Consider the following 26,186-nt stretch of genomic DNA (forward strand, 5'->3'; position numbering starts at 1 on the left):
CCGTATCGAGCGGATACCAGGGTCTTGACGTCATGGAATGCCGCCCCTACGTTGCCAGAGAACAGCAAACTTTCCTTACAGATGGAGGGTTCATGGGCAAACGCAGGCTCCTGGCGGGGGTCGCGGCCGCGCTGGCGGTGACGTCGCTGGCCCTCGCCCCCGCGACGGCGGCCGACGCCCACGGTGCCGCGCACCAGGACGAGTACAAGCGGGTCGGGTACTTCATCCAGTGGGGCATCTACGGCCGCTCGTACTTCGTCAAGAACCTCGAGACCAGCGGGCAGGCCTCGCGCCTGACCCACATCAACTACGCCTTCGGCGGCGTCAACGCGGCCGGCAAGTGCGAGTCCGTCGACCCGTGGGCCGACTACCAGCGCCCGGTGTCCGCGGCGGAGAGCGTCGACGGCAAGGCCGACGAGGCCGGCCAGCCGCTCGCCGGCAACTTCAACCAGCTGCGCAAGCTCAAGGCGATGCACCCCGGCCTCAAGGTCCTCATGTCGCTGGGCGGCTGGACCCTGTCGGCGAACTTCTCCGACGCCGCGCTGACCGACGCGTCGCGCCAGGCGCTGGTGAAGTCCTGCATCGACACGTTCATGTCCACCGGTGTCTTCGACGGCTTCGACCTCGACTGGGAGTGGCCAGGCTCCGAGGGCAACCCGGGCAACGTGATCCGGCCCGAGGACAAGCAGAACTTCACCAAGCTCGTCGCGGAGTTCCGCAAGCAGCTGGGCAAGAAGGCGACGCTGACCGCGTTCCTGCCGGCCTCCCCGGCGAAGATCGACGCCGGCTTCGAGGCGAACCAGATCTTCAAGTACCTCGACTTCGGCTCCGTCCAGGGCTACGACTACCACGGCACCTGGGAGACCACCACCAACCAGCAGTCCGCGCTCTTCGTGCCGCGCAACGCGCCCACGACGCCGGACTTCAGCGGGTCGACGTCGCTCAAGGCGTGGACCGACCGCGGCGCGCCCAAGAAGCAGCTCGTGCTCGGCGTGCCGTACTACGGCCAGGGCTGGACCGGCGTCACGAACGCCAAGAACGGCCTGTTCCAGACGGCGACCGGACCGGCGCCGGGCACGTGGGCGGCGGGCAACGAGGACTACAAGGTCCTCGCGACGCTGCCGCAGCAGGGCTACAAGGTCTACCACGACCTGCTGTCCGGCCACGCGTGGCTGTTCAACGGCACGACGTTCTGGACCTTCGACGACCCGATCGTCGTGGCTCAGAAGGGTCTGTACGTCCGCCTCGCCGGCTACGGCGGCGCGATGATCTGGTCGCTCGACGGTGACGACGCCAACGGCACCCTCACCAAGGCCATCTACACGACCCTGCGCTGATCACGGGGTGCTCGGCGGCATGAACCGCGCGATGCCGTCGAGCACCCGCTGCAGGCCGAACGTGAACGCGCGCACGGGGTCGCCGGCGCCGTACTCCTCCCCGGCCGCCTGTCCGACGCGCGCCGCGGTCGGGAAGCGGGCCGGGTCGAGGACCTCGGAGAGCAGCGGCGCCCACGCCTCCCACCACTCCGTGTCGCTGCGGCCGGTGCGCTGCTCGGCCTGATCGGCCAGCACCGCGGCCCGCGCCGCGCCGGTGACGTAGTCGAGCACCAGGCTCAGCAGCTGGTCGGTGTCCACATCGGACACACCGGTGCCCTCGAAGGCGCGCAGTTCGAAGTCGTACTTCGCGATGCTGTTCGGCCCCAGGACCGGCCGGCTCGTCGCCACCTGCAGCAGCCAGGGATGACGGCGGTAGAGCTCCCAGTTGGTGCGGGCCACCTCGGTGAGCCGCTCGCGCCAGCCCTCGGCCGCGTGGGCCTCCCGGACCGCCTCGGCGCTGACCGCGTCCACCATCACGTCGAGCAGCTCGGCCTTGCTGGGCACGTACGTGTACAGCGACATCGCCGTCACCCCGAGCCGCTGCGCCACCCGGCGCATCGACACCGCGCCCAGCCCCTCGGCGTCGGCGAGCGCCACGGCGACGGCGACGATCTCCGGCACGGTGAACTTGGGCCGCGGGCCGCGCCGCGCCGCCGAGGCCGGCAGCCGCCCCCACAGCAGGTCGATGCTGCGCCGCGGGTCGCCGGTGCCGCTGTACTCCGTCGTCACCCCACCACGCCGCTTCCCCGCCCGGCCGCGACGATGCGCTCCAGCACCTCGGGGGCCGTGGTGCGGGCGCCGAGCCGGACGGTCTTGTGGGTGCCGTGGTAGTCGCTGCTGCCGGTGGTGACCAGGCCCAGCCGCTCGGCGAGCGCGTGCATCTCGGCCTGCTCCCGCGGGCTGTGGTCGGTGTGGTCGGCCTCCAGGCCGAAGAGCCCGGCGGCGGCCAGCTCGACGATGAGCGAGTCGGGCACGATCGGGCCGCGGACGCTGGCCCGTGGGTGCGCGAAGACCGGCACCCCGCCCGCGCCCAGGATCAGCCGCAGGCCCTCGAAGACGTCGATGTCGTCCTTCGGGATGCGGTAGCGGGCCCCGAGCCACTGCGGCTGGAAGGCCTCGGTGACGCTGCCGACCAGGCCGCGGCGCATGAGGGCCTGGGCCAGGTGCGGGCGGCCGACGGTGCCGCCGCCGGCGTAGTCGCGCACCTCGTCCCAGGTGACGTCGATGCCGTCGGCGCGCAGCAGGTGGGTCATCCGCTCGGCGCGGGTCTCGCGGGCGGCCCGCACCCGGGCGAGCTCGGCGGTCAGGGGCGCGTCGGTGGGGTCGAAGAGGTAGGCGAGCATGTGCAGGCCGATCGGCCTCGTGTCCCCGTGCCAGCGCAGCGACAGCTCGGCCCCGGGCACCAGGGTGAGGCCGTCGGGGCGGGCCGCGAAGGCCTCGGCCCAGCCACCGGTGGTGTCGTGGTCGGTCAGCCCGAGGACGTCCAGCCCCGCCGCGGCCGCCTCCCCGACCAGCTCGGCCGGGGTCGACGTGCCGTCGCTGGCGGTGGAGTGGGCGTGGAGATCGATTCGCACGCCCCCAGTTTATGAACCTTTACTTCGCCGCGAGCGGTTCGATGAGCACGACCCCGTCGCTCTCCTGGTCCAGTTGGTCGACCTGGTCCGCCTGGCCGGTGGGGTCGAGCTTCAGGAACTTCTTGCCGTTGTCGACCACGAACGTCGTGGCAGTCAGCCACATGGTCTTGGTGGTGACGGCGAGGTTCCACAGCTTGGCCTTGAAGCCGGGGTTGAACACCGCGGTCAGGTCCAGGATCGCGACCTGCTTGAGGCCCACGACCGGATAGGCGAGCCAACGGCCGTTGGGGGAGACGCGCGCGCCGGCCGGGGCCGCGACCGGCAGCCCGCAGGCCTTCTTGATGATCTTGAACGGCTGGTCGAACTGGAGCTGGGCCAGGCACATCGCGGTGTCCGCGGCGCCGGCCGGCTTGAGCTCGGCGTAGACGCCGTTGTTGTCCTGGGTGCCGCCGAAGACCCGCACCACGGTGTTGTCCCAGGTGGGGCTGTACCCCCGATCGGTGTGCCAGACGTCGAAGCCGTTGTCGTCGTTGCTGACCACCAGGTTGGTGCCGACGAAGGTGACCGGCTCGGTGTTGGGCAGCACGGAGACGGAGGGGCCCTGGGTGATCGTCTTGGCGTTCTGGTCGCTGCGCGTGCCGACGTTCATCTTGCCCTTCGACGCCCACGCCACGGTGCTGCCGTCCTTGGCCACCGCGATGTTGGTGGCGTCGTCGACCAGCACCTGCTGCCGGTCGTCGTCGTCCTGCAGGACGAGCTGCTTGTCGCCGTCGGGCTGGGTGTTGACCACCAGGTAGCCGTCCTTGGCCTGGTAGGCCGCGGTGACGGTGCTCTTGGCGGGCAGCTGCAGCCGCACCCGGGTGGCCGCCTCGGCACTCGGGCCGATGGCGGTGACCTCGCGCATGTCCGACGGGGCGACCGGGGCGGTCGGGGTGCCGGCCGTCGACGGGCGCTGGGTGGGGCTCTCCTGGGCGAGCGGCCCGGGCGGCTGCGGCGAGCCGCCGGGCGCGCCGGCGGTCAGCGTGTGCAGGATCGCGGTGGAGGCGACGGCGAACGCGACGATCCCGGTCAGCCCGGTCACCGCGGCGCGCCGCCGCCGGCGGACCCGCGCGGCGCCCCGGATGGCGGCGTCGGCGAACCCGTCCAGCGACGCGAGCGACCCCGGCGGGGGGCTGCCCGCCTTGGCCGCGAACGTCTCGCGGAGCTCGTCTTCCAACATGCTCGTCACGTCTCCAAACCCAACCGCACGGTCAGACTTCCACCGGTTCTTCGACCACGGTGTCCGCGGGTAGAAGCGCTTCAGCCCCGGTGAAAGGTTGTTCGACCTCGTCAACCTCCTCGACATCCGGCACCATCGGCGCCGGAGGAGGGCCGGTGGGAGGCCGGGCGGGCTGGGTTCGTGTGGCGGGACGCACACCCTCCGCGCTGAGCTTCTCGCGCAGCGTGGCCAGGGCGCGGGAGGTCTGGCTCTTGACGGTGCCGACGGAGACGCCGAGCAGGCGGGCGGTCTCGGCCTCGGACTGGTCCTCGTAGTAGCGCAGGACGAGCACGGCCCGCTGCCGGTTGGGCAGGTTGCGCACGTGCCGCCACATGGCGTCGCGCTCCAGGCTCTCCTCGAGCTGGTCGGCCGCGGCACCCTCGGGCAGGATCTCGGTCGGCCGCTCGCCGTGCCAGCGCCGCCGCCACCAGCTCGTCGCGGTGTTGACGAGGACCCGCCGCGCGTAGGGCTCGACGGCCTCGATGTGCCCGAGGCGCTTCCAGGCGAGGAAGGTCTTGGTCAGCGCGATCTGCAGCAGATCCTCCGCCGTGGCCCAGTCCCCGGCCAGCAGATAGGCCGTGCGCAGCAGCGCCTTGGAACGGAGCCCGACGAAATCACGAAAGTCTTCCTCGCGGAACCCTGCGTCGTCCGGCACCGGCCGCCCCCTCCACCCTCCGCGCCCACGTACGAAGACGCCATGAGGGGGCTCCGGGGTTGCACGAACGCGGAGGTTTTCAGGAATCTCTCAGGTTCAGGTGCCGTCGTCCTCGCCGGTGACCGCACGGCCCAGGCGGGCCTCGACGGCCTCGGGCTCGTACATTTCCTCGACAATGCGCAGGTAGAGCTCATTCGGGTTGGGCAGGTTGCGGATATTGCGCAGCGCCTGGTCCTGACCCGCGGACTCGAGCTCGAAATGTCCGTAGCCGAACATGCGACCGGTCAATGACTGCACGTATTTCATGTCCGTGACCCGCTGCAGCGGCATCATGGCCACATTGCGCGTGAAAATGCCCGACACGACCATCACGCGCTTGTTGGTGAGGATGAATCGGTCGTACCACCAGTCGGCGACCTTCCACGCGCACCACAGCACCACCGCCGCCCAGATCACCACGACGGCGGTCCGCAGCTGCTCCTGGTTGTGCTTGGTGAGCCAGCCGGCGATGTAGCCCATCGCGATCGTCGCGAAGATCGCGATCAGGCCCTCCTTCGCGAGCTGGATCCAGTGCCGCTTCCACTCCCCGCGGAACTTCTCCGTCGGGAACAGATAGCGGGCCGCGTGCCGGCTGGCCTCGTCCTCCAGGGGCGCCATGCGGCTGCCGGGCGGCACCGAGGGCACCGAGTCGCCGCCCTGGAGCCGGGCGAACTCGTCCTGCGAGAACGACGGCGGGGCGCCACTGTACTGCGGGGCCGCCGCGCCGCGCGCGTGCGCGCCGTCGGTCATCGGATCCGCATACCGGTCGGAGCTGAAGTCGTCGCCGTCGGTGGTGTAGTCCCCGCGCACCGGCTCCGCGCCGCCGTGCGCCTCGTAGTCCCGCGCGGCCTCGTAGTCGGAGGTCGGCGAGTATTCGATCGGCGGCTCGTCGGACGAGGTGTAGTCGGCCCGCGACTCCGGGCGCGAGCCCGGCCGCGCGCGGGGGATCGGCTCGGTGTCCCGGTCCTGGAACCGCCGGGCGTTCGGATCGTCCTCGGGAGGCTCGGCGCCGGTCGACATGGCCGGCCCTTAGGCGACGAGACTGGAGAAGAAGTCGCCGAATCCCGTGGCGATGTCCATGATGCCGCCGCCGATGGACTTGAACACCTCGGCAGCCGACTGTGGCCGATACGCCACGAAGAAAATGAGGAAGGCAATGCTTCCCCAGGTGAGGACCTTCTTGACCATCGCCGTCAATCCCTCCCCGCAACGTCGCGCACCGACGCCCCGGCCAAACTCAGCGTATCAGCTACGCGGCTCACGGTGCAGATGCGCCGCGCCGAGCGTCTGATCGGAGCTTGATCCTAGTCGCGGGTGTCTACGCCTTGCCGTGAAGATAAGGCGACGGCGCGCCGTACACGAGGTGGGTTGGCACATCCTCGGCGAGATCGTGCAGGTCGAGCTCCTCCTCGAGCAGATAACCGGCCGCGGCGGGCCAGGTGATGACGTAGATCCACATGCCGGCCGCCTCACCGACGTAGGCGCATCGATCCTCGGGCGACTTGGCCATCCACAGCGGGGTCGGCCAGCCGGCGGCCCGGACCTTCGCGTGCGCGGTGGTGGTGGCGATGTCCCCGTCGAAGAACGGGCCCGGGTCGGTGCCCGGCAGGCCGGCGAACCGGGTGCCGAGCCCGATGCCCGGCTCCTCGGCGATGATCACGCAGTCGGCCGGCCCGTGCTCGACGGGCCCCGGGCCGCTGCAGGCCAGCGCGGTCGCCCGGACCCCGGAGCGCTCGTCGCCGACCCACCCGAGGCCGGTGACGGTCCAGCCGGTCGGCAGCGGCCACGGGCACCACAGCGGGGTCGGCCGCTTGTCCCCGGCCCGCGCCGCGGCGGCGATCAGTTTCGCCTTGGCCGCCTCCGCGATCTCGGGGCCGATGTGCTGCGCGACGTGCAACGGCAGCACCGCGCCGTCGGTGTCGCAGCGCCACTCGGAGTGCATGAGGTCCGGCGGTCGCACCGGACCACCACAGCGGGGACAGCTGACTGCGACGCCCATATACCCACGGTAAGGCCGTTCAGGGGTTTGCGGCCCCGTACTGGCGGATCCAGGTATGCATGGCGATGCCGCTGGCGACTCCGGCGTTGATGGAGCGCGTGGAACCGTACTGCGCGATCGAGTACACCGCGCCGCATGCCGCCCGGGCGGGTTCCGACAGGCCAGGGCCCTCCTGGCCGAAGAGCAGCACGCACCGCTCGGGCAGCTCGGCCCGCTCCAGCGGCCGGGCCCCGGGCAAATTGTCGATCCCGATCAGGGGCAGGCGCTCGCCCTGTGCCCAGGCGAGGAACGTCTCGACGTCGGGGTGGTGGCGCACGTGCTGGTAGCGGTCGGTGACCATGGCGCCGCGCCGGTTCCACCGCCGCCGCCCGACGATGTGCACCTCGGCGGCCATGAACGCGTTGGCGTTGCGCACCACCGTGCCGATGTTGAGGTCGTGCTGCCAGTTCTCGACCGCGACGTGGAACGGGTGCCGGCGGGTGTCGAGGTCGGCGACGATCGCCTCGAGGCGCCAGTAGCGGTAGCGGTCCACGACGTTGCGCCGGTCGCCCTCCGCCAGCAGGTCGGGGTCGTAGTGGGGCTCGGCCGGCCACGGCCCGATCCAGGGGCCTACGCCGACCGCGAGCTCGATCTCGGGTTCCATGGTGCGGCGACGGTACCGCGCGGCGCCCGCCCGGTGGAGGCCGGTCGGGTGAGAAGGGTTGACCAGCCCACCCGACCGGCGTTCGCGGCGCGCCGGGGTGCTGCCCGCCTCAGCGGTGCAGGGCGCGCGCCAGCTCGCGGGCGATCCCGTTGACGAAGCGGCGCTCCGCCAGCTGGATCTCCACCCCGCCGATGCGGATCCGCCCGGCCTGCCAGGCGGTCCGCCCGACGCTGGCGGCGATGTCCATGAGCCACTCGCCGTAGGCGAGGGCGATGTCGGCCCCGAGACGCTCGGCCAGCAGCCGCATCGCGAACCCGCAGTCGGCGAGCACGGCGGCGGTGCCCAGCGAGGGGCCGTCGATGTCGTTGTCGGTGAGCTGCTCGGCGAAGATGGCGGCGACCACCCCGCGCACGAGCAGCGCGCGGGAGCGCTGGCCGGCGGCGATGGCCTCGACCCCGGCGACGGCGTCCACCCGCTCGTCGCCGGCGCAGGCCGTGACGAGCACGGTGCGGGGCAGCCGGACGAGCAGGTCCCACTCCTGCCGACGCAGCGGCAGGTCGACCCCGGCGTCGGGGCGACCGGACGGGCCGGATGCGGGCTTGCTCGGCATGGCGACCTCCCACGCCGAGCGTATGCCGAAAGATCCGCTCATTGCGGCGATTTGCCCGGTCGGATCGGTCGCGCCGGGGCGGAACCGGACCCTCGTGCCGCGGCGGGGCGCGACGGGAGGGTCAGGTCTGCACCATGCAGCCCCAGCCGTCGTAGATGCCGTCGTGGCGCTCGACGATGCCGCGGACCTTCCACGTCACCTCGTGCAGGGCCGGGGGCTCGACGGAGTCGCGCCGGATGGCCTGCAGGACGAAGTCGCCCTCGTCGCCGCGCTCCACCGTGACCGCGAAGCCGTCCTCGCGCAGTTCCTGGGCCGAGGACTCGGCGCGGTCCGGGTCGGGGAAGTAGGCCAGGAACTCCACCGCCCGCGGGGCGGTGAGCCGGTCGCCGTGCGCCTCGAGCTCCTGCACCACCTGGTTGTCGTCCATGATGTTGCGCTGCCAGGCGTCCGGGGTCAGCTCCTCGCGGACCCGGGTCCAGCCGGGGTCGGACGCGACCGAGATCTCCGGGGTGACGCCGGGGATCGCGGGCAGCGGCGGCGGGGTGCCGTCCGCGGGCAGGTATCCCGTGATGCGCCCGTGGTTGTCCGACAGCACGCGGCCCACGAGGGCGCCGCCGGCGGAGCGCAGGACCTGGCGCACGGCGGCGTCGAGCTCGTGGATGGAGGCCAGCTCCTCGGCGGCCGGCATGCCGCTGGCGCCGTCACCGGTGTAGGCGAAGTCGACGTCGAAGCGCCGCGGGAAGCGGGCGACCGGGGCGGCCTCGACCGCGCCGAGGTCGATGTTGTACATCGCGAGCCGGCCGCCCACCTCGCCCGGGTAGACCGCCCAGCGCTCCTGCCACGCCGGTTCCCGCCCCAGCAGCCTGCGGAGCAACCCCACGCCGTCCTCCTTGACGCTTGCCTGGTCCTGCCGTTACGACTTCGGCTCCGGGAAGCTGGGCGCCTCCGGCCCCGCGTGCGACCGCTTCGGCACCATCACCCGGCGCCGGAAGACGCAGACGAGCGTGCCGTCCTGCTTGTATCCCCTGGTCTCCACGGTCACGACGCCGCGGTCGTCCTTCGACTCCGATTCGCGCTTGTCCAGCACGACCGTCTCGCCGTAGATCGTGTCGCCGTGGAAGGTCGGCGCGGTGTGCCGCAGCGACTCGACCTCCAGGTTGGCGATGGCCTTGCCGGACACGTCGGGGACGGACATGCCCAGCAGGATGGAGTACACGTAGTTGCCGACGACCACGTTGCGCCCGAACTGCGTCGAGGTCTGCGCGTAGTGCGCGTCGAGGTGCAGCGGGTGGTGGTTCATGGTCAGCAGGCAGAACAGGTGGTCGTCGGACTCGGTGACCGTCTTGCCCGGCCAGTGCCGGTAGACCGCGCCGATGTCGAACTCCTCGTAGTACCGGCCGAACTGCATCGTCGCCCCCTCTGTCAGGTGTCTGCGCAGCATGCCGGGCCGGATCGGGCACTCGATAGGGGGAAGCGGGCAAGTGTGACAAAACGCAGCAAGCGGCGGGGCTCTGCCTGGCGCCCGCCGCCCACGCTTCGTGGTGAGTATCTTGGTCCGCCATCGACCCCGATCGCAACGCTCCGTATAGAGACGCGCGTCACAGTCCGGCAAAGTCGGACGAGTTCACTACGCATTGTGACCGCACTCGCACTACAGAGCGTGACCTGTTCACCGTGGGGTAAAGTCCCGAGCCGATGGAAGGGTTGAACGCGCGGGGGCGCGTGCTGCGCATCGTGGCGACGCTGGTCTTCGGCGCCCTGACCCTGGCGGGCACGTTCTGGGGCGACGACATGGCGTTCCCGTTCGCGCCGTTCCAGATGTTCGCCATCGCCGACAAGCCCAACGAGCCGGTGCTCGTGCTGCGCACCGACGGCATCGACACGACCGGGCGCCGGTTCGAGCTCGACGAGGGCAACGCGGGCGTGCGGCGGGCCGAGATCGAGGCGCAGATCGAGCGTTTCAAGGCCGATCCGTCCCTGCTGTCCTCGATCCGGGAGTCCTACGCCGCGCGCAACCCCGGCAAGCCCCCGCTCGCCGAGGTGGACATCGTCGAGGTGCAGCACCACCTGCACAACGCCCAGCCGACGGGGGAGATCACCGAGGTGGTTCTGGCGAGGTACCGCCCGTGACGCGCTGGCTGTTCGCACCCGTGCCCAAGGCGCGCATCGCCGCCTTCCGCACCCTGGTGTACCTGTTCGTCCCGCTGGACGTGGTGTTCTTCAGCGCCTGGATCAAGTCGCACGGCAGCCTGCCCGGCAACCTCTACCAGCCGCTGATCGTCGGCCGCCTGCTGCACCTGCCCACGCCGACCCACCTGCTCGTCGACGCGATCTACTACGCGCTCATCCCGCTCTCGCTGCTCGCGGCGACCGGGCGCGCCCCCCGCCTGCTCGGCTGGGCGGTGTTCGCGCTCTACCTCGAGTGGATGATCATCGCGATGAGCTACGGCAAGATCGACCACGATCGGTACTCGATCCTGGTCGCCCTCGCCGCGCTGCCCACCGCCGGCAAGGCCCGCCACGGCGACCAGACCCCGTCCGAGGCGGGCGGCTTCGCGCTGCGGGTCACCCAGATGGCGGTCGTCGCCACGTACTTCCTCTCCTCGATCGCCAAGCTGCGCTTCGGCGGCCTGGAGTGGCTGACCGGCGCGACGCTGACCCGCGCGTTCATCCGGCGCGGCACGCTGCTGGCCCAGTGGCTGCTGAAGGTCCCCGGCTTCACCACGGTGTCGCAGTTCGGGATCGTGGGCTTCGAGCTGTTCAGCCCGATCGTGTTCTTCGTGAAGCCGAAGTGGCGCTACGCGATCGTGGCCGGCTTCTACCTGTTCCACCTGATGACGTTCAGCCTGATCACGATCTCCTTCATCCCGCACCAGATCGCCATGACGGGTTTCCTGCCGCTGGAGAAGGTCACCCCGATCGCGTGGTGGCGGCGGTGGCGCAACCGCACCGAGGAGCCCACGGAACCGGCCGTCGCCGCGTAGGCCCTGTCCCGCCGCTCGTGCCGGCCGGCGACGGGCCGGATGGCGACGGGCCGGATCTCGTCTGCGCACGCCCCGCGGAGACGTGGTTGTTGCCGCCGCGCTCCGCCTGGCATCGGTAGCCGGGCCTCCGCGGGGCACACGCGGCGCCTTGGCTGAGGGTGGCCTGGCCGCAGCGCGCCGGGCCGGCCTCGGCGTCGCGAAACGTGGCCTCGTCTCGGCTCGACGTGACCGACAGGCGGAACGCGGGCCCTGTCGCGGTCGCTGTTCTCGCAGCTGATCCCGGAGGACAGGGCGTGGCGCGTCCGCCGCCCCAACTCACCGACCGCGCCCGCCGCCAAGCCGTCGCCGGACCCGGCCCGGTTCGAGCCGGCTCCGGCCTGGTTCGAGCCGGCTCCGGCCCGGTTCGAGCCGGCTCCGGCCCGGTTCGAGCCGGACCCGAGCCGGACCCGAACCGGACCGAGCCGGAGCCGTATCGGCGCATCGGCGACGGCGGTCCGGAGTCCTACAGCAACGTCAGCTGTTCGGACTCGGGCTCCCGCCGCGGCTTGGGCTTCGTCCCGGCCGACTCCACCCGATCCGTGCCGATTGATCCCCTCCGCGTCGTGCCGGCCGAGTCGGTCCGGCCCCTGTGGGTTGCGTCCGTGGGCGTTGTGCCGGCCGAGTCGGTCCGGCCCGTATGGGTTGCGTCCGTGGGCGTTGTGCCGGCCGAGTCGGTCCGGCCCGTATGGGTTGCGTCCGTGGGCGTTGTGCCGGCCGAGTCGGTCCGGCCCCTATGGGTTGCGTCCGTCGGCGTTGTGCTGGTGGGGCCGGTCCGGCCCGTGTGGGTTGCGTCCGGCCGCGTCGTGCCGGTCGAGTCGGTCCGGGTCGAGCCGATCCCGCCCGTGTGCATGCCGTGCCGGCGGGCCGCGAGCCGGACCCGGGCCGCCACCTCGCGCTGGTACGACTGCGGCGCATACGACCCGTCCCCGAACAGCTCCCGATACCGCGGCCCCAGCTCCGGGTGCTCGCGCAGCAGCCAGGCGCGATACCACTCGCGGGCGCCGGGGCGCAGGTGCAGGGCCAGCGGGACGATGCTCGCCGCGCCCGCCGCGGACAGGGCCGCCACCGTCGCGTCGATCGACTCCTGGGTGTCGGTCAGGCCGGGCAGGATCGGGGCCATGAGGACGCCCACCTCGAAGCCGCTGTCGGACAGCCGCCGGATCGCGTCCAGCCGGCGGCGCGGGCTCGGGGTGCCGGGCTCGACCGCGCGCCAGTGGGCCTCGTCGACGAAGCCGACCGACATGGACAGGCTCACCGAGGTGACCGTGGCCGCCTCGCGCAGCAGGTCGAGGTCGCGGGTGATCAGCGTGCCCTTGGTGAGGATGGAGAACGGGTTCGCGTGGTCGCGCAGGGCGGCGAGGATGTCGCGCATGAGCCGGTATCGCCCCTCGGCCCGCTGGTAGACGTCGACGTTGGTGCCCATCGCGACGTGGGCGCCCGACCAGGAACGGGCCGACAGCTCGCGGCGCAGCACCTCGCCCGCGTTGACCTTGACCACGATCTGCGAGTCGAAGTCGTGCCCGGCGTCGAGATCGAGATAGGTGTGGGTGTGCCGGGCGAAGCAGTTGTGGCTCACGACCCCGTTGGCGATGAAGTCGCCGGTGCCGGTCGTGATGTCGAACATCGGCACGTCCACGCCCAGCGCCTCGACCGCGGCCACGCGCAGGGAGTCGTCGCCGCGCACCTGCTCGCCGGCCGGGGCGCCGACCGCTCGGGCCGGGCCGAAGCGCAGGCCGAAGCGGACCCGCTCGCGGGGGCCGCCGAGCACGCGGACGCCCTCGAACGGATCGCCGGCGGCGACGGCGAACCCCGCCCGCTCCAGGCACTCGGCGAGCCAGTCGACGACGACCTTGTCGACCACGTCGAAGCGGGGCAGGCCGCCGGCGAGGGAGCCGGTCGCGTCGAACAGGCCGGCGACGAAGCCGAGGCGCCACGCGGGCTCGGGCGCGTCCGGCCAGCCCAGCACGGCGCTGGCGTCGCGCACGCTGGCCCCGGCGAACTCCCGCGAGTCGTTGGTCAGCGCGTGCAGCCCCCCGCAGGCCGCCGCGTAGTCGTGCGCACGCCGCCGCACCCCGTCCGGCACCGGGGAGGCGTGGCCGTCGCCGTTGACGAAGCCGCAGAGGTAGCCGCGCCGGTAGGCGGGCTCGTCCACCGGCGGGGCGGGCGGCAGCGCGCCGAACCCGGCGAGCCGGTTGGCGGTGGTCAGGTGGGGCCGGCGGCTGCGCCCGTGGCGGGCCCCGGTCACGTGCTTCCAGCCGCGGTCGGTGAGGAAGCGGTGCTCGCCCGAGGCGACCAGCGTGGTGCCGTCGGCGAGGGTGACCCGGTGCGCGGGCTTGACGGTCTGCCAGTGCGCGAGGACGCGGGTCGTCGTGTAGCGGCGCAGCCGCCCGTCACGCACCGTGCCGACGATCTCGTCGCCGACCTTCAGCCGCGCCAGCGGCCGGCTGGTGCCGTCGGCCATGAGGATCGCGGTGTCGCCGGTCAGGCAGTAGACGCAGGCGTGCGAGCACCCGCGATAGGGATTGATCGTCCACTGGAACGGCACCCGCGACGCGCCGGGCACCTTGTTGATCAGCGACTTGGCCTGGACCTCGTAGAACGTGACGCCGCGGAACTCCGGTGTGTCGAAGGTCCGGGCGACGGCCCCGGGCAGCGCGAGCGGTAGCGCTCGCGGCCGCCCGGGGTCTCCGGTGCCAGGACCGCCGGTCGCCTTGAGGTTGTCCCATCGCACGAGTTTATTCGAACACGCGTTCTAACGGGATGCAAGGCGATCGGACGGATCACTACCGGGGGTCACGCCTTGGTGACGGAGTCGCTCTCCTCGGCGGGCTCCGCGGCCGCCTGGGCCTCGGCGACCTTCGCCTTGACCTCGGTCATGTCGATGTCGCGGGCCTGCTGGATCAGCGACTCGAGGGCCTGCTGCGGCAGGGCGCCGGGCTCGGAGTACAGCGCCACGCCGTCACGCACGATCATCAGCGTCGGAATCGAACGGATGTTGAACTCGGCGGCGAGCACCTGCTCCGCCTCGGTGTCCACCTTGCCGAAGGTGATGTCGGGGTTGAGCTCGGACACGCGCTCGTACACCGGCGCGAACATGCGACACGGCCCGCACCAGGAAGCCCAGAAGTCGACGAGCGTGATGCCCTCCCCGCCGATCTTCTCGGCGAAGTTCTCCGCGGTCAGCTCTACGGTTGCCATGCTGCTTCAGCTCCGATCCCTCAGGGCGTCTCGGGTATGCACCGTCATAACCAGATACCCCTTACCGGCATTCCCAACCGATCCGAGGGATGATGGTCACGTGGCTGCGACCGACCGCCCGGTCTTCGTGTTCGACGGTGACTGTGCCTTTTGTTCATCATGCGCCCGGTTCATCGAGCGGCGCATCAGGCCCGCCGCGGACGTGCTCGCGTGGCAGTTCGCGGACCTCGCCGAGCTGGGCGTGACCGAGGAGCAGGTGAGCTCGGCCGTCTGCTACGTCGCCCCCGGACGGGTGAGCGCCGGCCCGGTCGCCATCGCCGACCTGCTGCGCCGGGCCGGGCTCGGCTGGCGCGCGGCGGGAGCGGTGCTGGGGCTGCGCCCGATCACGGCACTGGCCTGGCCGGTCTACCGCTGGGTCGCCCGCAACCGCCACCGCATGCCCGGCGGCACCGCGGCCTGCGCCCTGCCGCCGGATCACCCCGCGCGAGCGAAAGCGTAGAAACCGGGGGAACATAGCCCGGGGGAACATGCCCGGCGGCACCCGGCCTGCGCCCTGCCCCCGGATCACCCCGCCCGAGCGAAGCGCGTCAGCGCGGTGTCGAAGGCCGCGAACGCCATCGCGACCAGGATCGACGGGCGGAGGTCGGCCGACGGGTCGACGGCCATGCGGCGCGCCGGCTCGGCGGTCAGGGTCCGCCTCCAGGCGGCCTGGCGCTCCAGGTAGCGGCCCAGCAGCGCCGGCGTCTCCACCGTCACGCGGGCCAGGCGGCTCTACCGCTCCGGGTGCTCCCAGAATCCGGGTGCTCCCAGAACTTGTCGGTGAAGACGCGCAACGCCTGGCGGACCGGCCCAGGTCGCTCAGTGCTCTTCACGCGGGCGGCCGGCGCCGAGCGGCTCCGGGCCTTGTCGCAGCAGCTCGCGGACGTGCAACTTTCAGGTGCTGACCTGCGCCGATGGCGGGAATACGCAGCTTTCCTTTCCGGATGGCGGGCGCCGCTGGGTTCAATCCCAGCACGCCAGTCGCCAGGGAGGAAGATCGATGCGACAGAGGAAGAAGTGGCTGAGCGCGCTCGCGGCCGTGGGCATGGCCGCGGCCGCCGCGCTCGGGGTCGCCATACAGCAGCCGTCCGCGCACGCCGCCGGGGCGTACAACTACGCCGAGGCGCTGCAGAAGTCGATCTGGTTCTACGAGGCCCAGCAGTCGGGGCCGAAGCCGTCGTGGAACCGCGTGAACTGGCGCGGCAACTCCGCGATGAACGACGGCTCCGACGTCGGGCTCAACCTCACCGGCGGCTGGTTCGACGCCGGCGACCACGTGAAGTTCGGCTTCCCGATGGCGTTCTCGACCACGATGCTGGCCTGGGGCGCGGTCGAGTACCGCGACGCCTACGCCCGCTCGGGCCAGCTGACCAACCTGGTCAACAACCTGAAGTTCGTCAACGACTACTTCATCAAGGCGCACCCGAGCGCCAACGTCCTCTATGGACAGATCGGCAGCGGCAATCCCGACCACGCCTGGTGGGGACCGGCCGAGGTGATGCCGATGGCGCGCCCGTCGTACAAGATCGACGCGACCTGCGGCGGCTCCGACCTGGCCGGTGAGACCGCCGCCGCGATGGCCGCCTCCTCGATCGTGATCCGCCCGACCGACTCCGCCTACGCGGACACCCTGGTCACGCACGCGAAGCAGCTGTACACCTTCGCCGACACGGTCCGCAAGAAGTACTCGGACTGCATCACCGACGCCGCGAGCTACTACAACTCGTGGAGCGGCTACAACGACGAGCTCGTGTGGGGCGCGATCTGGCTGTACCGCGCCACGAACGACGCGAGCTACCTCGCCAAGGCCGAGAGCGGCTACGACAACCTGAGCAACGAGAACCAGACCACCACGAAGTCGTACCGCTGGACGATCGCCTGGGACGACAAGTCGTACGGCTGCTACGTCCTGCTGGCCAAGCTCACCGGCAAGCAGAAGTACATCGACGACGCCAACCGCTGGCTGGACTACTGGACCGTGGGCGTCAACGGCGCCAAGGTGCCGACGTCGCCCGGCGGTGAGGCGGTCCTCGACAGCTGGGGGTCGCTGCGGTACGCCGCGAACACCTCCTTCGTCGCGTTCGTCTACAGCGACTACCTCACGGACGCGACCCGCAAGGCGCGCTACCACGACTTCGGCGTCCGCCAGATCAACTACATCCTCGGCGACAACCCGCGCAATTCGAGCTACATGATCGGCTTCGGGGCCAACCCGCCGAAGAACCCGCACCACCGCACCGCGCACGGCTCCTGGAGCGACAACATCAACGAGCCCGCGCAGTCGCGCCACACGCTCTACGGCGCGCTGGTCGGCGGCCCGACGGCGCCGAACGACGCCTACACCGACAGCCGCAACGACTACACGATGAACGAGGTCGCCACCGACTACAACGCCGGGTTCACCAGCGCCCTGGCCCGCATGTACGGCGAGTACGGCGGCACCGCGCTCGCGAACTTCCCGGTCGCGGAGACCCCGGACGGGCCCGAGATGTACATCGAGTCCTCCATCAACACCCCGGGCACGAACTTCACCGAGGTCAAGGCCCTGGTCTACAACAAGTCGGCGTGGCCGGCCCGGGCCCTGACCCAGGGCTCCTTCCGCTACTACTTCACCCTCGACGGCGCCACCACGCCGAGCCAGATCTCGCTGACGAGCGCCTACAACCAGTGCTCGGCGCCGACCGGCCCGACGCTGGTCAGCGGCAGCACGTACTACGTGACCGTGAGCTGCGCCGGGCAGAACATCGCCCCGGCCGGGCAGTCCGCGTGGCGGCGCGAGGTGCAGTTCCGCATCTCGAGCGCCGGCTCCTGGGACCCGTCGAACGACTGGTCGCTGCCGGCCGGCACCACCCAGGCCGCGAACAGCCACATGACGCTGTTCGACGGCACCACGAAGGTCTGGGGCGACGCGCCCGGCTCGGGGCCCGCCGACACCACGCCGCCGAGCGCTCCGGGCAAGCCGTCGTTCACGAACGTCACCGCGACCGGGGCCACTGCGACCTGGGCCGCGTCCACGGACAACGTCGGGGTGGCGAGCTACAGCGTGTACAACGGCAGCACCCTGGTGGGGACCAGCGCCACGACGTCGCTGGCGATCACCGGGCTGACCCCGTCGACCGCGTACTCGTTCACCGTCGTCGCGCTCGACGCGGCCGGCAACGCCTCGAGCGCCTCGCCGGCCGGCACGGTCACGACCTCGGCCCAGACCGGGGACGTCACCCCGCCGACCAAGCCCGGCACGCCGACGGCCTCGGGCATCACCGCCTCGGGGGTGACGCTGACCTGGGCGGCGTCCACGGACGCGGTCGGCGTCACCGGCTACGACGTGCTGCGCCTCGGTGGCACGGCCGGTCCGGTGGTCGTGGCCACCACCACCGGTACGACCGCCAACATCACCGGACTCAGCGCGAACACCGCCTATCAGTTCGCGGTGCGGGCCAAGGACGCGGCCGGGAACCTCTCCACCACGTCCGACCCGGTGTCGGTGACCACGACCGGGGGCTCGACGGGCAAGTCCTGCTCGGCCACGTACAAGGTCACCAACCAGTGGGGCGACGGCTTCAACGGCGAGGTGACGGTGACGAACACCGGCTCCACGGCGCTGACGGGCTGGACGGTCGCGTTCACGTTCCCGGGCAACCAGAAGATCAGCAACGGCTGGTCGGGCGTGTGGACCCAGTCGGGCGCGGCGGTCACCGTGGCCAACGCCGACTGGAACGGCACCCTCGCCCCCGCGGCCTCGGTCGCGCCGGGCTTCGGGGCGAGCTACTCGGGGACGAACACGGCCCCGGCCACGCTCACCTGCACGGCGCGCTGAGCCGATAGATCACGATGTCGCCGGCGGACCAGGCATAGCAGGCCTGGTCCGCCAGGCGCGGCGACTCCCGGCCCTGCGCGCGGTCGACGAGGATCCAGCCGACCCGCTGCTCGCGCAGCCAGCGCAGCCGGGCCGGGGTCGGCTCGTAGATGGCCAGGTCGTTCGCCCGCAGGCGGGCCGGGTCCCAGTAGTCCAGGGCCGGGCCGACGCCGTGGCGGGCGGCCTGGATCGCGTTGGACTCGGGGGAGTAGCCCCAGCTGCCCAGCAGGACCCGGCGCTCGGAGTAGGCCGAGATCCAGTACGCCAGGCTCTGGCGGCCCTGCTCGCCGGAGCCGACGCGGTGCACGTTCGTGGCGATGTACTCGTCCGGTGCGCTGTGCGCGCGCAGCCAGCGGGCGCCGGCGGCCTGATCGGGGGTGACGCGCACGTGATAGGCGGTGCCGAGGTTGGCGTGGTGCACGGCGTCGTAGGGCAGCCCGGCGGCGCCCGCGAACACCACGACGACCAGCGCGGCGGGCCTCGAGCGCGTGGCCGCCGCGACGAGCAGCGTCAGCGCGGCGAAGGCGTAGACGGGGACCACCGGGTCGGTGGGCGGGACGGTCGCGGTCCAGGCCGCGACCGCCACGCCGGCGGCGCCGAGCAGGCCGGCGAGCGGGACCCGGCGCACCCCGGCCGCGGACAGGATCGCGCCGAACGGGAAGCCGGCGATCGCGAAGAAGTGCTGGCCCCAGGAGTTGTGCCAGATCAGCACGGTCGCGGCGAAGCCCGCCAGCGCGGCGCCGGCCAGGAAGCGCTCGACGGGGCCCCAGGGGCGCGGCACGAACAGCGCCCCGGCCAGGCGCAAGCCCATCGCGACGGCGTAGGCGCCCAGGCCGGCCGCGATCACCACCGGGCGGCCGTGCGCGAAGTCGGCCATGATGCCGAAGGGCGCCCAGGTCAGGCCGCCGCCCTCGGCGCCGTACAGCAGCGCCACGGCGAGCCCGGTCACCCCGGCGAGCACCAGCAACGGCCGCCCCGCCCGGCGCGGTCCCGCGCAGACGAGCCCGGCCAGCGCGACGGGCAGCACCGTCGACTTCGCGCCCGCGACGCCGACCGCGAGCACGGTGAGCAGCAGCCAGGTGCGCGTGGTGTGCTCGCGCCGCAGGATCTGGGCGAGCACGGCGATCAGGGGCATGGACAGCGCCGAGGCGTACAGCACGGAGCGGCTCGACCAGGAGTAGTACGCGGTGATCGTGCCGAAGAAGGCGGGCGCCCGGGCGGGCAGGACGGCCTCGCCGACGGTGTACATCAGGGCCGCCGCGATCGGACCGGCCCACGCGCGCCCGGTGACCCGCCAGGCGGCCACGGCGAGCAGGACGACCGCGAGCACGGCCAGCGCCGGCAGGTCGAGCCGGAACCACAGCACCGGCAGGTCGACGCCGGTCAGGCGGCCCGCGGCGGCGAGGTGCGCGTAGGCGAACCAGTGGTACGGCAGCGGCTCGTCGCCGAGCTCGGGGACGGCCAGCGGGAAGTGGTGGCGCAGGTCGGCGGCGACCGCGAGCAGGTTGAGCTGGTCGATCATGTAGTCGGCCGGGCGGCCGGTCGGCACCGGGGGGTTCACGCGCAGGAAGGCCCAGGTGAGGTACGCCACGAAGCCCGTCGCCACCGCGGCGACCGACCAGGACCAGCCGCGGGTGGGCCGGTGCGGGTATTCGGGGGTGCGCAGGTGGCGGCGCAGGAGGATGACCGTCAGGATCGGCCAGGCCCACCAGATCGGGCGGGCGGCGGTCTCGGCGACGAGCCCGGTGGCGGTGCCGAAGGCGAGGTCCTCGACCAGGCTGTGCGGGGTGCGGCGCAGTGCCCGGTAGATCAGCGTGCCGGGGAGGACCACGGCGGCGCCCACGTAGGCGTAATACCACCCGATATCGGAAATGTCGGTTTTGAGGGCTATCAGCACCCCGGTCACGGCGGCGGCTACGGTGAGCGCCGGGAGCCAGCGGGTCACGCCCGGTTGAACGGTGCGGACCCGGGTTCAGTTGCGCGCCTTGAGCCGCTCCATCGCGCGCTTGCGGGCCGGGGATTCGATCCACTCGATCGGCACCGCGCGCAGCAGGCGGCCCGCGATCCGGGCGTTCACCGAGGTCACCAGGTCGGTCGCGGGCAGGCCGGGCAGCCCGTAGAGCCGGCGCGCCCAGGCCGGCAGCAGGCCGATGGCCAGCGCCGACACGCTGAACGCGGCCCCGCGCACCGGGGTCAGCCCGAGCCCCCACGGCAGCGGCGGCATGGTGAGGAAGATGCCGGTCGCGGCCGAGTCCGCGGTCAGCTCCAGCTCGGGCCGCATCGCCGCGTAGTAGGCCTCGACGGCCGCCACCGAGTCGGGGACCGTCGCCGGGTCGAGGCCGACCAGCGCCGCGGTGCGGGTCTGCTCGCGGAAGTACTCGTCGGACTCCTCCGGGGACAGCCGCAGCCCGCCGCGCAGGACCGCGGTCAGGAACGACTCGACCTCGGTGACGTGCACCCACCGCAGCAACTCGGGCTCGTCGACGCGGAAGCGCTCGCCGGTGCGCCGGTCGACGGCGGTCATCCGGGCGTGCAGCGCGCGGACGCGGCGGCCGGCGCGCTCGGCCTCCTCCGTGGTGCCGTAGATCACGGTGGTCACGTAGGTCGAGGTGCGGGCCAGGCGGCCCCAGGGGTCCTGGCGGTACCGGCTGTTCTGCTCGACCCCGGCGACCGCGCGCGGGTGCAGGGCCTGCAGGTAGAGGCTGCGCAGCCCGCCCACGGTGACCATCGGCTCCCGGTGCACGCGCCAGGTGACCGAGTCCGGACCGAAGAGGCCGTGGTCGGTCACGGCGCCGTTTCTTCGGCCCGCTTGAGCTGGCACGCCGGGCACAGCCCCCAGAATGTGACCTCGGCCTCATCCAGCACGAAACCGTGGGCCTGCGACGGGGTCAGGCAGGGCGCCTCGCCGACCGCGCAGTCCACGTCGGCGATCTCGCCGCAGCCGCGGCACACCACGTGGTGGTGGTTGTCGCCGACCCGCGACTCGTATCGCGCCGGGCTCCCGGCCGGCTCGATCCGCCGGGCCAGCCCGGCCCGGGACAGCGCGCTGAGCACGTCATACACCGCCTGGGTCGAGACCGTGTCGAGGCGCCGGCGCACCCGGGCCGCGATCTGCTCGACGTCGAGATGGCCGCGGGACTGCTCGAGGACCTCCAGCACGGCCAGCCGGGGTCGCGTCACTCGCAGACCCCGGGCGCGCAGCAGATCTTCACCCGACACACTTCCATGAGACCACGCAGCCTGGAACCGTTCAAATGTTTCCGGACTCTTGAACCCCGCAACTCGCCCGCGGGTACGCCCCGGCGGGGAGGATCCGTATCAGAAGGAGGCTTCGTGTTCGATCGTGTAGCCGGTATCCCGGCCCACCCGCTGTTCATCCACGCGGCGGTCGTGCTGGTGCCGTTGCTGGCGCTGGTCGCGGTCCTCTACGGGGCGTGGCCCGCGAGTCGCCGGCACATCCGCTGGCCGCTCGTGGCGTTCGCGGTCCTGGCTCCGGGCTCGGTCTTCTTCGCCAAGGAGTCCGGGGAGTCGTTCAGCGCCAACAAGGCGTTCCAGTCGCCGCAGATGCGAGCGGCGATCGAGAGCCACGAGGAGTACGCGGACACGCTGTTCTGGGTGATCCTCGGCCTGGCGATCGTGGCCCTGGTCATGGCGTTCATGATCCCGGCGGACCGCGACGGCGCGGCGAGGATCAAGGCTCCGGTGGCGGCGCACTACGCGGCCGCCGGGCTGTCGGTGGTGCTGGCGGTCGTCGCGGCGTTCTACGTGTACAAAACCGGCGACTCCGGCGCCAAGATGGTCTGGGACGGCTTCTAGAACAGCGCCGCCGGAACAGGATTTCAGAACAGGGCGCGGCCGCAGAGGATCAGGAGCACGACCACCAGCACGGCCCCGGCGAAGATGCCCATGCCCTTCGTCAGGATCGTGGCCGCCTGCTCCTCGCGGTCGACGCGCTCGTCGTCCTGGGGCGGCAGCGTGCGCGGCGGGGCGGGCGGCTCGACCACGGGCGGGCGCCAGCCGCGCGGCGGCGGGGTGGTGCGCGGGGCGCCGGTATAGGGGACGCTCGGGGGCCCGGGCGGCGCGGGAGGGGGCGCGGCCTCGGTGCCCTCGGCGGGGCGTCGCCAGTACGCGTCGTCGCTCACGCCTCGACAGTACCCATCACCGGGGTGAATCGACCGGCTCACCCCGGTGATGGGCGCCGGCGGTCAGTCGTTGCCGAGTTCGCGCAGTTCGGCCAGGGACATCGGGCGGGTGGCGTCCGGGTCCGGCTGGTCCGTGTGCTGCTGCAGGCGCAGCGTCTCCTGCTCGTCGGCGAAGGGGTCGACGGGCTCGGGGGTGGGTTGTGTCATGCCGCCGAGTGTGACCTGTGCACCCCGGAGGCGACTGTCGTCATTCGGCCACTTTCCGGCAAACTCGCGGGAGTAGTCTCGCTGCCGTGGCTGGTACGAACGGGTGGGCGCCCACCGATGAGCAGCGCGAAGTGAGCTTCGAGGACTTCGCCGACGAACTGGTCGTGCTCCCGGATCACACGACCGACGACACCGACTCGGGCTGGGGCGAGCGCGCGGCGACGAACGACGACCGCCTGCTCTCCGACCGCCCGCCGCACTGGGACTGAGCGCCCGTTCACGACCGGGCCGGGCGCGGCCCCGCCGCAGTCGTGAACCACGCCATTGACACGGTGACCAGGCCATTCACACGGTGATCAGGCCATTCACACGGTGATCAGGCCATTCACACGGTGATCAGGCCATTCACACGGTGGCCAGGCCATCGGGCACGCGAGAACGCCCGGCCCGCGCGCGGACCGGGCGTTGCTGCCGCCGCGGATCAGGACGAAGCGGACGAAGTGCCGGTAGACGACGACGTCGCGCTGCTGGCCGGCTTCGACTCGGTCTTGGTCTCCGTCTTCGTGGTCGTCGACTCGCTCTTCGTCTCGCTCTTGGAAGACTCGGTCTTCGTGGACGACGACGAGGACTTGCCCGAGTTGCGGGAGTCGGTGCGGTAGAAGCCCGAGCCCTTGAACACCACGCCCACCGCCGAGAACTGCTTGCGCAGCCGGCCCTGGCACTGCGGGCACTCGGTCAGCGGCTCGTCGGTGAACGACTGCACAGCTTCGAGCTGGTGGCCGCACACCGTGCAGGCGTACTGGTAGGTAGGCACCGCTCAGCCTCCATCATTGGCACTCTGATACTTCGAGTGCCAATGATGCGGTATCGGACACCCCTTCGTCCAATGGACGTGCGCGGTGTCATAACCCAGCAACGCTCCGCAGACGTGCTGGTCATGCGGTTCGGCCGGGAGTCGCGGCCGCCATTCGCCGGGGTAGAGCAGCACGATCGAGGGCGCCGCGGCCCGGCGCAGGGCCCGGTCGTAGGAGCCGCCGCCCTGGCCGAGCCGGGTGCCGTCCTCGGCCACGGCCAGCCCCGGCAGCAGCAGCAGGTCCGCCCGGCCGATCGCGTCCGGGCCCAGCCGCGGGCCGGTCGGCTCGCGCATGCCGCGGCGGCCCTCGGTCAGGGTTCCGTCGTACGGCGCCCAGTCCAGGTCGTCGTCGTCGAGCAGGACGGGCAGCAGGAGTCGCTCGGCCACCCGGGCCAGGGCGGCGACCAGCTGCGGGCCGCCCGGCTCGAACGCCATCGGCACGTAGGCGGCCACGGTCCGGGCGCCTGCTTCCGGTACCAGGTCAACAACCGCGGCCACCAGGCAACGGTCCGCGTTCGCCCGATCGGCGGCCGGCATGGCGCGGCGGACGGACCGGATGTGCGCTCTGAGCTCGGTTTTGGGGGACACCCCAGGCAGCACCACTCGATTCCTCCCGATCTGTGACAGCATCGCATCATGACGCTGCGGGCGCGCCTCACCGCCGCCTTCCTCGCGGTCGTCCTGGGCCCGGTGCTGCTCGGCGCCGTGTTCGTCGGCATCGCCGTGGCCACCGTCAGCGACCAGCGTGCCTCGGAGCGGCTCGGAGCCGGCGCCGACAACCTGCGGGCCGCCCTCGCCGTCACCTGCCAGCGGCTGCGGCTCGCGGCCGAGACCGCCGCGCTGCTCGGTGACCGCCCGGACGCGGCCCAGACCGCCGTCGGACGCGGCCTGGCCCGCACGGTCGAGGTGACCGGCCCCGACGGCGGCGTGCTGGCCAGCGCCGGCGACCTGCCGCCCCGGCCCTGGGCCGACTGCGCCGCGCCGACCGGCAGCGCCTTCGCCGCGATCGCCGCCTCCGTCGACGTGCTCGACGTCAACGGGCGGCGGGCCGGGCGGGCGTACGCGGTCGAGCCCGTCGACTCCACCCTGCTGGGCCGGCTCGCCTCGGCCAGCGGGGTGCGCGTCAGCTCGCTCGCCCCGGGCCCGGCCCCCACCGCCGAGGACGGCGCCATCGCCGAGCTCGCCCGCGGGCTGGTGCCGGGCGCGACCGGCACCACCGACGGCGGCCGGCTCGTGCGCCGGCTCGACCCGCAGCCGGGCCAGCCGCTCACCCTGGCCGTGAGCGTGCCCGCCCCGGACGTGCAGGGCCTCTACGCGGTGCTCGTCGCCGTCGTCGTCTGCGCGGGCCTGGTCGCGATCAGCGTCGCCTGGTGGCTGGCCCGCTCGACCACGCAGCCGCTCACCGAGCTCGCCCAGGCCGTCGAGCGGGTCGCGGACGGCGACCTCGGCGCCCGGGTGCCGGTGCGCAGCCAGGACGAGGTGGGGCGGCTCGGGCAGACGTTCAACCGCATGACGCGGGAGATGCAGGGCTACGTCCAGGCCCTCACCGCCAGCCGCGACCAGCTCCGCGGCCAGCTCGGCGTGCTCGGCGACACCCTCGCCGGCACGCACGACCTCGACCGCATCCTCCAGGTGATCCTGCAGACCGCGACGGCCGCGACCGGCGCGCAGGCCGGGGTCGTGCTCATGGCCGACCCGGCCGGCGTCGAGCTGCGCGGCCAGGTCGCCGAGGGCCTGACGTCGATCCCGGGCGGCATCGACGTGACCGAGCTGCGGCTCTCGCCGGGTGAGGGGCTGCTCGGCACCGTCGCCGCGTCCGGCGAGCCGATGCGGGGGCGGGTCGACCGCGACGGGCCCGTGCTCTCGGCGAACGAACCGCGGTGCGTGACGTACGTCGCGGTGCCCATCGCCGCCCCCGCGGCCGGCCCGACCACCGGGCTGGAGCCGTCGACCGAGCGACCCCCGGCCGCCCGCGGCGTGCTCGCCCTCTACGACCGGCACGGCTTCGACGAGTTCGACGACGCCGACCTGGTGACCTTGCGCACCTTCGCCGGGCAGGCGGCCGTCGCCGTCGACAACGTCCGGGTGCACGAGGAGGCCCAGCGGCTCTCCCTCACCGACCCGCTGACCGGCCTGTCCAACTACCGCTACCTGCGCGAGTCGCTGCGCCGGGAGGTCGAGCGGGCCAGCCGCTTCGGCCGCGACCTGGCCGTGCTCGCCCTCGACCTGGACCACTTCAAGGAGGTCAACGACGGCTACGGCCACGCCGCGGGCGACGCGGTGCTGGCCGAGTTCGCGCGGCGGCTGCGCGCCGAGATCCGCGAGGTCGACTTCGCCTTCCGCCAGGGCGGGGAGGAGTTCGTGGTGCTGCTGCCGGAGACGGACGCGGCCGGCGCGGCCACGCTCGCGGAGCGGCTCGGCGCGGCCGTGCGGCGCAGCCCGGTGCTCGTCGTGTCGGCCTCGGGCGCCCCGGCGCCGCGTCGGATTCCCGTCACCGTATCGATCGGCATCGCGGTGTTCCCGCACCACGGCGCGACCGGGGCGGCGGTGCTCGAGGCGGCCGACGACGCCCTGTACGCGGCCAAGGCCGGCGGCCGCGACACGTATCGGCTGGCGGCGGGTGGCGGCGGCGTGAAGGCGAGCGCCGAGGTGACGCCCGGCGCGCCAAAGGCGTCGCAACCACCGCGACAGAGCCGCGGCGGCTAGCCTGCTTA

General features: G+C 72.3%; 29 protein-coding genes. 8 read left to right on the forward strand and 21 right to left on the reverse strand.

Going from position 1 to position 26,186, the window contains the following annotated elements:
* Window positions 1-92 precede the first annotated feature (92 nt).
* Window positions 93-1,337 carry a glycoside hydrolase family 18 protein gene (locus ACQP1P_RS03675; protein ID WP_433083090.1) on the forward strand — a complete coding sequence of 415 codons (1,245 nt, stop codon included), beginning with the start codon at window positions 93-95 and terminating at the stop codon, window positions 1,335-1,337.
* On the opposite strand, the gene ACQP1P_RS03680 is transcribed toward ACQP1P_RS03675, so the two are convergent.
* The 11 genes from ACQP1P_RS03680 to ACQP1P_RS03730 form a co-directional block, all read right to left on the reverse strand.
* A complete protein-coding gene (locus ACQP1P_RS03680; protein WP_433083092.1) occupies window positions 1,338-2,105 on the reverse strand; it encodes a TetR/AcrR family transcriptional regulator in 768 nt (255 codons plus the stop codon).
* Window positions 2,102-2,950 (reverse strand): PHP domain-containing protein, encoded by an 849-nt coding sequence (locus tag ACQP1P_RS03685; RefSeq protein ID WP_433083094.1) that lies wholly within the window; start codon window positions 2,948-2,950, stop codon window positions 2,102-2,104. Before ACQP1P_RS03685 ends, ACQP1P_RS03680 begins: the two co-directional genes overlap by 4 nt.
* A 19-nt stretch (window positions 2,951-2,969) precedes the next feature.
* Window positions 2,970-4,169, reverse strand: a complete 1,200-nt coding sequence (locus tag ACQP1P_RS03690; RefSeq protein WP_433083096.1) for a hypothetical protein — start codon at window positions 4,167-4,169, stop codon at window positions 2,970-2,972.
* A 31-nt stretch (window positions 4,170-4,200) separates the two neighbouring features.
* Window positions 4,201-4,863: a SigE family RNA polymerase sigma factor gene (locus ACQP1P_RS03695; RefSeq protein WP_433083097.1), complete on the reverse strand. Its 663-nt coding sequence runs from the start codon at window positions 4,861-4,863 to the stop codon at window positions 4,201-4,203.
* Between the two features lie 96 nt (window positions 4,864-4,959).
* Complete coding sequence (locus ACQP1P_RS03700) at window positions 4,960-5,922, reverse strand: PH domain-containing protein (RefSeq protein ID WP_433083098.1); 963 nt, start codon at window positions 5,920-5,922, stop codon at window positions 4,960-4,962.
* Window positions 5,923-5,931: 9 nt separating this feature from the next.
* Window positions 5,932-6,090, reverse strand: coding sequence for a hypothetical protein (locus ACQP1P_RS03705; RefSeq protein ID WP_203853873.1), 159 nt, complete (start codon window positions 6,088-6,090; stop codon window positions 5,932-5,934).
* A 130-nt stretch (window positions 6,091-6,220) separates the two neighbouring features.
* Window positions 6,221-6,862, reverse strand: coding sequence for a DUF6758 family protein (locus ACQP1P_RS03710; RefSeq protein WP_433083100.1), 642 nt, complete (start codon window positions 6,860-6,862; stop codon window positions 6,221-6,223).
* A gap of 58 nt (window positions 6,863-6,920) precedes the next feature.
* Window positions 6,921-7,544 (reverse strand): TrmH family RNA methyltransferase, encoded by a 624-nt coding sequence (locus tag ACQP1P_RS03715; RefSeq protein ID WP_433083102.1) that lies wholly within the window; start codon window positions 7,542-7,544, stop codon window positions 6,921-6,923.
* A 109-nt stretch (window positions 7,545-7,653) separates the two neighbouring features.
* On the reverse strand, window positions 7,654-8,154 hold the full coding sequence (locus ACQP1P_RS03720) for a hypothetical protein (RefSeq protein ID WP_433083104.1): 501 nt from the start codon (window positions 8,152-8,154) through the stop codon (window positions 7,654-7,656).
* Between the two features lie 121 nt (window positions 8,155-8,275).
* Window positions 8,276-9,034 carry a DUF695 domain-containing protein gene (locus tag ACQP1P_RS03725; protein WP_433083106.1) on the reverse strand — a complete coding sequence of 253 codons (759 nt, stop codon included), beginning with the start codon at window positions 9,032-9,034 and terminating at the stop codon, window positions 8,276-8,278.
* Window positions 9,035-9,067: 33 nt separating this feature from the next.
* Window positions 9,068-9,562, reverse strand: a complete 495-nt coding sequence (locus tag ACQP1P_RS03730; protein WP_433083108.1) for a MaoC family dehydratase — start codon at window positions 9,560-9,562, stop codon at window positions 9,068-9,070.
* A 287-nt stretch (window positions 9,563-9,849) separates the two neighbouring features.
* Here ACQP1P_RS03730 and ACQP1P_RS03735 point away from each other — a divergent pair, with 287 nt between their 5' ends.
* Together ACQP1P_RS03735 and ACQP1P_RS03740 are read left to right on the forward strand one after the other, a co-directional pair.
* Window positions 9,850-10,284 (forward strand): hypothetical protein, encoded by a 435-nt coding sequence (locus ACQP1P_RS03735; protein WP_433083110.1) that lies wholly within the window; start codon window positions 9,850-9,852, stop codon window positions 10,282-10,284.
* Window positions 10,281-11,138 carry an MFS transporter permease gene (locus ACQP1P_RS03740; RefSeq protein WP_433083112.1) on the forward strand — a complete coding sequence of 286 codons (858 nt, stop codon included), beginning with the start codon at window positions 10,281-10,283 and terminating at the stop codon, window positions 11,136-11,138. Before ACQP1P_RS03735 ends, ACQP1P_RS03740 begins: the two co-directional genes overlap by 4 nt.
* Window positions 11,139-11,640: 502 nt before the next feature.
* Here ACQP1P_RS03740 and ACQP1P_RS03745 read toward each other — a convergent pair.
* A complete protein-coding gene (locus ACQP1P_RS03745; protein WP_433083114.1) occupies window positions 11,641-13,908 on the reverse strand; it encodes an intein-containing Rv2578c family radical SAM protein in 2,268 nt (755 codons plus the stop codon).
* A gap of 62 nt (window positions 13,909-13,970) precedes the next feature.
* The gene (gene trxA / locus ACQP1P_RS03750; protein ID WP_433083116.1) at window positions 13,971-14,375 is read right to left on the reverse strand and encodes a thioredoxin; all 405 of its coding nucleotides are present in this window, start codon (window positions 14,373-14,375) and stop codon (window positions 13,971-13,973) included.
* Window positions 14,376-14,475: 100 nt separating this feature from the next.
* Here trxA and ACQP1P_RS03755 point away from each other — a divergent pair, with 100 nt between their 5' ends.
* Window positions 14,476-14,874 carry a thiol-disulfide oxidoreductase DCC family protein gene (locus ACQP1P_RS03755; RefSeq protein ID WP_433083118.1) on the forward strand — a complete coding sequence of 133 codons (399 nt, stop codon included), beginning with the start codon at window positions 14,476-14,478 and terminating at the stop codon, window positions 14,872-14,874.
* Between the two features lie 65 nt (window positions 14,875-14,939).
* Here the strand turns inward: ACQP1P_RS03755 and ACQP1P_RS03760 are convergent, their stop codons facing one another.
* Window positions 14,940-15,131: a hypothetical protein gene (locus tag ACQP1P_RS03760; protein ID WP_433083120.1), complete on the reverse strand. Its 192-nt coding sequence runs from the start codon at window positions 15,129-15,131 to the stop codon at window positions 14,940-14,942.
* Window positions 15,132-15,414: 283 nt separating this feature from the next.
* On the opposite strand from ACQP1P_RS03760, the gene ACQP1P_RS03765 reads away from it, so the two are divergent.
* Window positions 15,415-18,231 (forward strand): glycoside hydrolase family 9 protein, encoded by a 2,817-nt coding sequence (locus ACQP1P_RS03765; RefSeq protein WP_433083122.1) that lies wholly within the window; start codon window positions 15,415-15,417, stop codon window positions 18,229-18,231.
* On the opposite strand, the gene ACQP1P_RS03770 is transcribed toward ACQP1P_RS03765, so the two are convergent.
* From ACQP1P_RS03770 to ACQP1P_RS03780, 3 genes are read right to left on the reverse strand one after another with little or no spacing between them, the layout of a single operon-like run.
* Entirely contained in the window at window positions 18,212-20,215 is a 2,004-nt protein-coding gene (locus tag ACQP1P_RS03770; RefSeq protein WP_433083124.1) for a hypothetical protein, read from the reverse strand. The two genes, ACQP1P_RS03765 and ACQP1P_RS03770, sit on opposite strands and share 20 nt — an antisense overlap.
* Window positions 20,216-20,242: 27 nt before the next feature.
* Window positions 20,243-20,998, reverse strand: a complete 756-nt coding sequence (locus tag ACQP1P_RS03775; RefSeq protein ID WP_433089815.1) for an oxygenase MpaB family protein — start codon at window positions 20,996-20,998, stop codon at window positions 20,243-20,245.
* Between the two features lie 56 nt (window positions 20,999-21,054).
* Window positions 21,055-21,489 (reverse strand): Fur family transcriptional regulator, encoded by a 435-nt coding sequence (locus ACQP1P_RS03780; protein WP_433083126.1) that lies wholly within the window; start codon window positions 21,487-21,489, stop codon window positions 21,055-21,057.
* 114 nt (window positions 21,490-21,603) lie between these two features.
* Between ACQP1P_RS03780 and ACQP1P_RS03785 the strand changes: the two genes are divergently transcribed.
* Window positions 21,604-22,086 carry a DUF2231 domain-containing protein gene (locus ACQP1P_RS03785; RefSeq protein ID WP_433083128.1) on the forward strand — a complete coding sequence of 161 codons (483 nt, stop codon included), beginning with the start codon at window positions 21,604-21,606 and terminating at the stop codon, window positions 22,084-22,086.
* Between the two features lie 23 nt (window positions 22,087-22,109).
* Here ACQP1P_RS03785 and ACQP1P_RS03790 read toward each other — a convergent pair whose 3' ends face one another.
* Together ACQP1P_RS03790 and ACQP1P_RS03795 are read right to left on the reverse strand one after the other, a co-directional pair.
* Window positions 22,110-22,412: a translation initiation factor 2 gene (locus ACQP1P_RS03790; RefSeq protein WP_433083130.1), complete on the reverse strand. Its 303-nt coding sequence runs from the start codon at window positions 22,410-22,412 to the stop codon at window positions 22,110-22,112.
* A 63-nt stretch (window positions 22,413-22,475) separates the two neighbouring features.
* Window positions 22,476-22,619 carry a hypothetical protein gene (locus ACQP1P_RS03795; RefSeq protein ID WP_433083132.1) on the reverse strand — a complete coding sequence of 48 codons (144 nt, stop codon included), beginning with the start codon at window positions 22,617-22,619 and terminating at the stop codon, window positions 22,476-22,478.
* Between the two features lie 86 nt (window positions 22,620-22,705).
* On the opposite strand from ACQP1P_RS03795, the gene ACQP1P_RS03800 reads away from it, so the two are divergent.
* A complete protein-coding gene (locus ACQP1P_RS03800) occupies window positions 22,706-22,888 on the forward strand; it encodes a hypothetical protein (protein ID WP_350612476.1) in 183 nt (60 codons plus the stop codon).
* 212 nt (window positions 22,889-23,100) lie between these two features.
* Here ACQP1P_RS03800 and ACQP1P_RS03805 read toward each other — a convergent pair whose 3' ends face one another.
* Window positions 23,101-23,433 (reverse strand): FmdB family zinc ribbon protein, encoded by a 333-nt coding sequence (locus tag ACQP1P_RS03805; protein ID WP_433083134.1) that lies wholly within the window; start codon window positions 23,431-23,433, stop codon window positions 23,101-23,103.
* 3 nt (window positions 23,434-23,436) lie between these two features.
* Window positions 23,437-24,102 carry a 5-formyltetrahydrofolate cyclo-ligase gene (locus tag ACQP1P_RS03810; RefSeq protein WP_433083136.1) on the reverse strand — a complete coding sequence of 222 codons (666 nt, stop codon included), beginning with the start codon at window positions 24,100-24,102 and terminating at the stop codon, window positions 23,437-23,439.
* 6 nt (window positions 24,103-24,108) lie between these two features.
* On the opposite strand from ACQP1P_RS03810, the gene ACQP1P_RS03815 reads away from it, so the two are divergent.
* Complete coding sequence (locus ACQP1P_RS03815; protein ID WP_433083138.1) at window positions 24,109-26,178, forward strand: diguanylate cyclase; 2,070 nt, start codon at window positions 24,109-24,111, stop codon at window positions 26,176-26,178.
* Window positions 26,179-26,186: the final 8 nt, after the last annotated feature.

The sequence above is a fragment of the Dactylosporangium sp. CA-052675 genome (assembly GCF_050947935.1).
GTDB lineage: Bacteria > Actinomycetota > Actinomycetes > Mycobacteriales > Micromonosporaceae > Dactylosporangium.

Bases quoted from the DNA above. Each gene is read 5' to 3' on its own strand.
- ACQP1P_RS03675 (WP_433083090.1), top strand. From the start codon at position 93: ATGGGCAAACGCAGGCTCCTGGCGGGGGTCGCGGCCGCGCTGGCGGTG.
- ACQP1P_RS03690 (WP_433083096.1), bottom strand. From the start codon at position 4,169: ATGTTGGAAGACGAGCTCCGCGAGACGTTCGCGGCCAAGGCGGGCAGC.
- ACQP1P_RS03700 (WP_433083098.1), bottom strand. From the start codon at position 5,922: ATGTCGACCGGCGCCGAGCCTCCCGAGGACGATCCGAACGCCCGGCGG.
- ACQP1P_RS03705 (WP_203853873.1), bottom strand. From the start codon at position 6,090: ATGGTCAAGAAGGTCCTCACCTGGGGAAGCATTGCCTTCCTCATTTTC.
- ACQP1P_RS03715 (WP_433083102.1), bottom strand. From the start codon at position 7,544: ATGGAACCCGAGATCGAGCTCGCGGTCGGCGTAGGCCCCTGGATCGGG.
- ACQP1P_RS03720 (WP_433083104.1), bottom strand. From the start codon at position 8,154: ATGCCGAGCAAGCCCGCATCCGGCCCGTCCGGTCGCCCCGACGCCGGG.
- ACQP1P_RS03730 (WP_433083108.1), bottom strand. From the start codon at position 9,562: ATGCAGTTCGGCCGGTACTACGAGGAGTTCGACATCGGCGCGGTCTAC.
- ACQP1P_RS03735 (WP_433083110.1), top strand. From the start codon at position 9,850: ATGGAAGGGTTGAACGCGCGGGGGCGCGTGCTGCGCATCGTGGCGACG.
- trxA (WP_433083116.1), bottom strand. From the start codon at position 14,375: ATGGCAACCGTAGAGCTGACCGCGGAGAACTTCGCCGAGAAGATCGGC.
- ACQP1P_RS03765 (WP_433083122.1), top strand. From the start codon at position 15,415: ATGCGACAGAGGAAGAAGTGGCTGAGCGCGCTCGCGGCCGTGGGCATG.
- ACQP1P_RS03775 (WP_433089815.1), bottom strand. From the start codon at position 20,998: ATGGTCACCGTGGGCGGGCTGCGCAGCCTCTACCTGCAGGCCCTGCAC.
- ACQP1P_RS03795 (WP_433083132.1), bottom strand. From the start codon at position 22,619: ATGACACAACCCACCCCCGAGCCCGTCGACCCCTTCGCCGACGAGCAG.
- ACQP1P_RS03810 (WP_433083136.1), bottom strand. From the start codon at position 24,102: ATGCTGTCACAGATCGGGAGGAATCGAGTGGTGCTGCCTGGGGTGTCC.
- ACQP1P_RS03815 (WP_433083138.1), top strand. From the start codon at position 24,109: ATGACGCTGCGGGCGCGCCTCACCGCCGCCTTCCTCGCGGTCGTCCTG.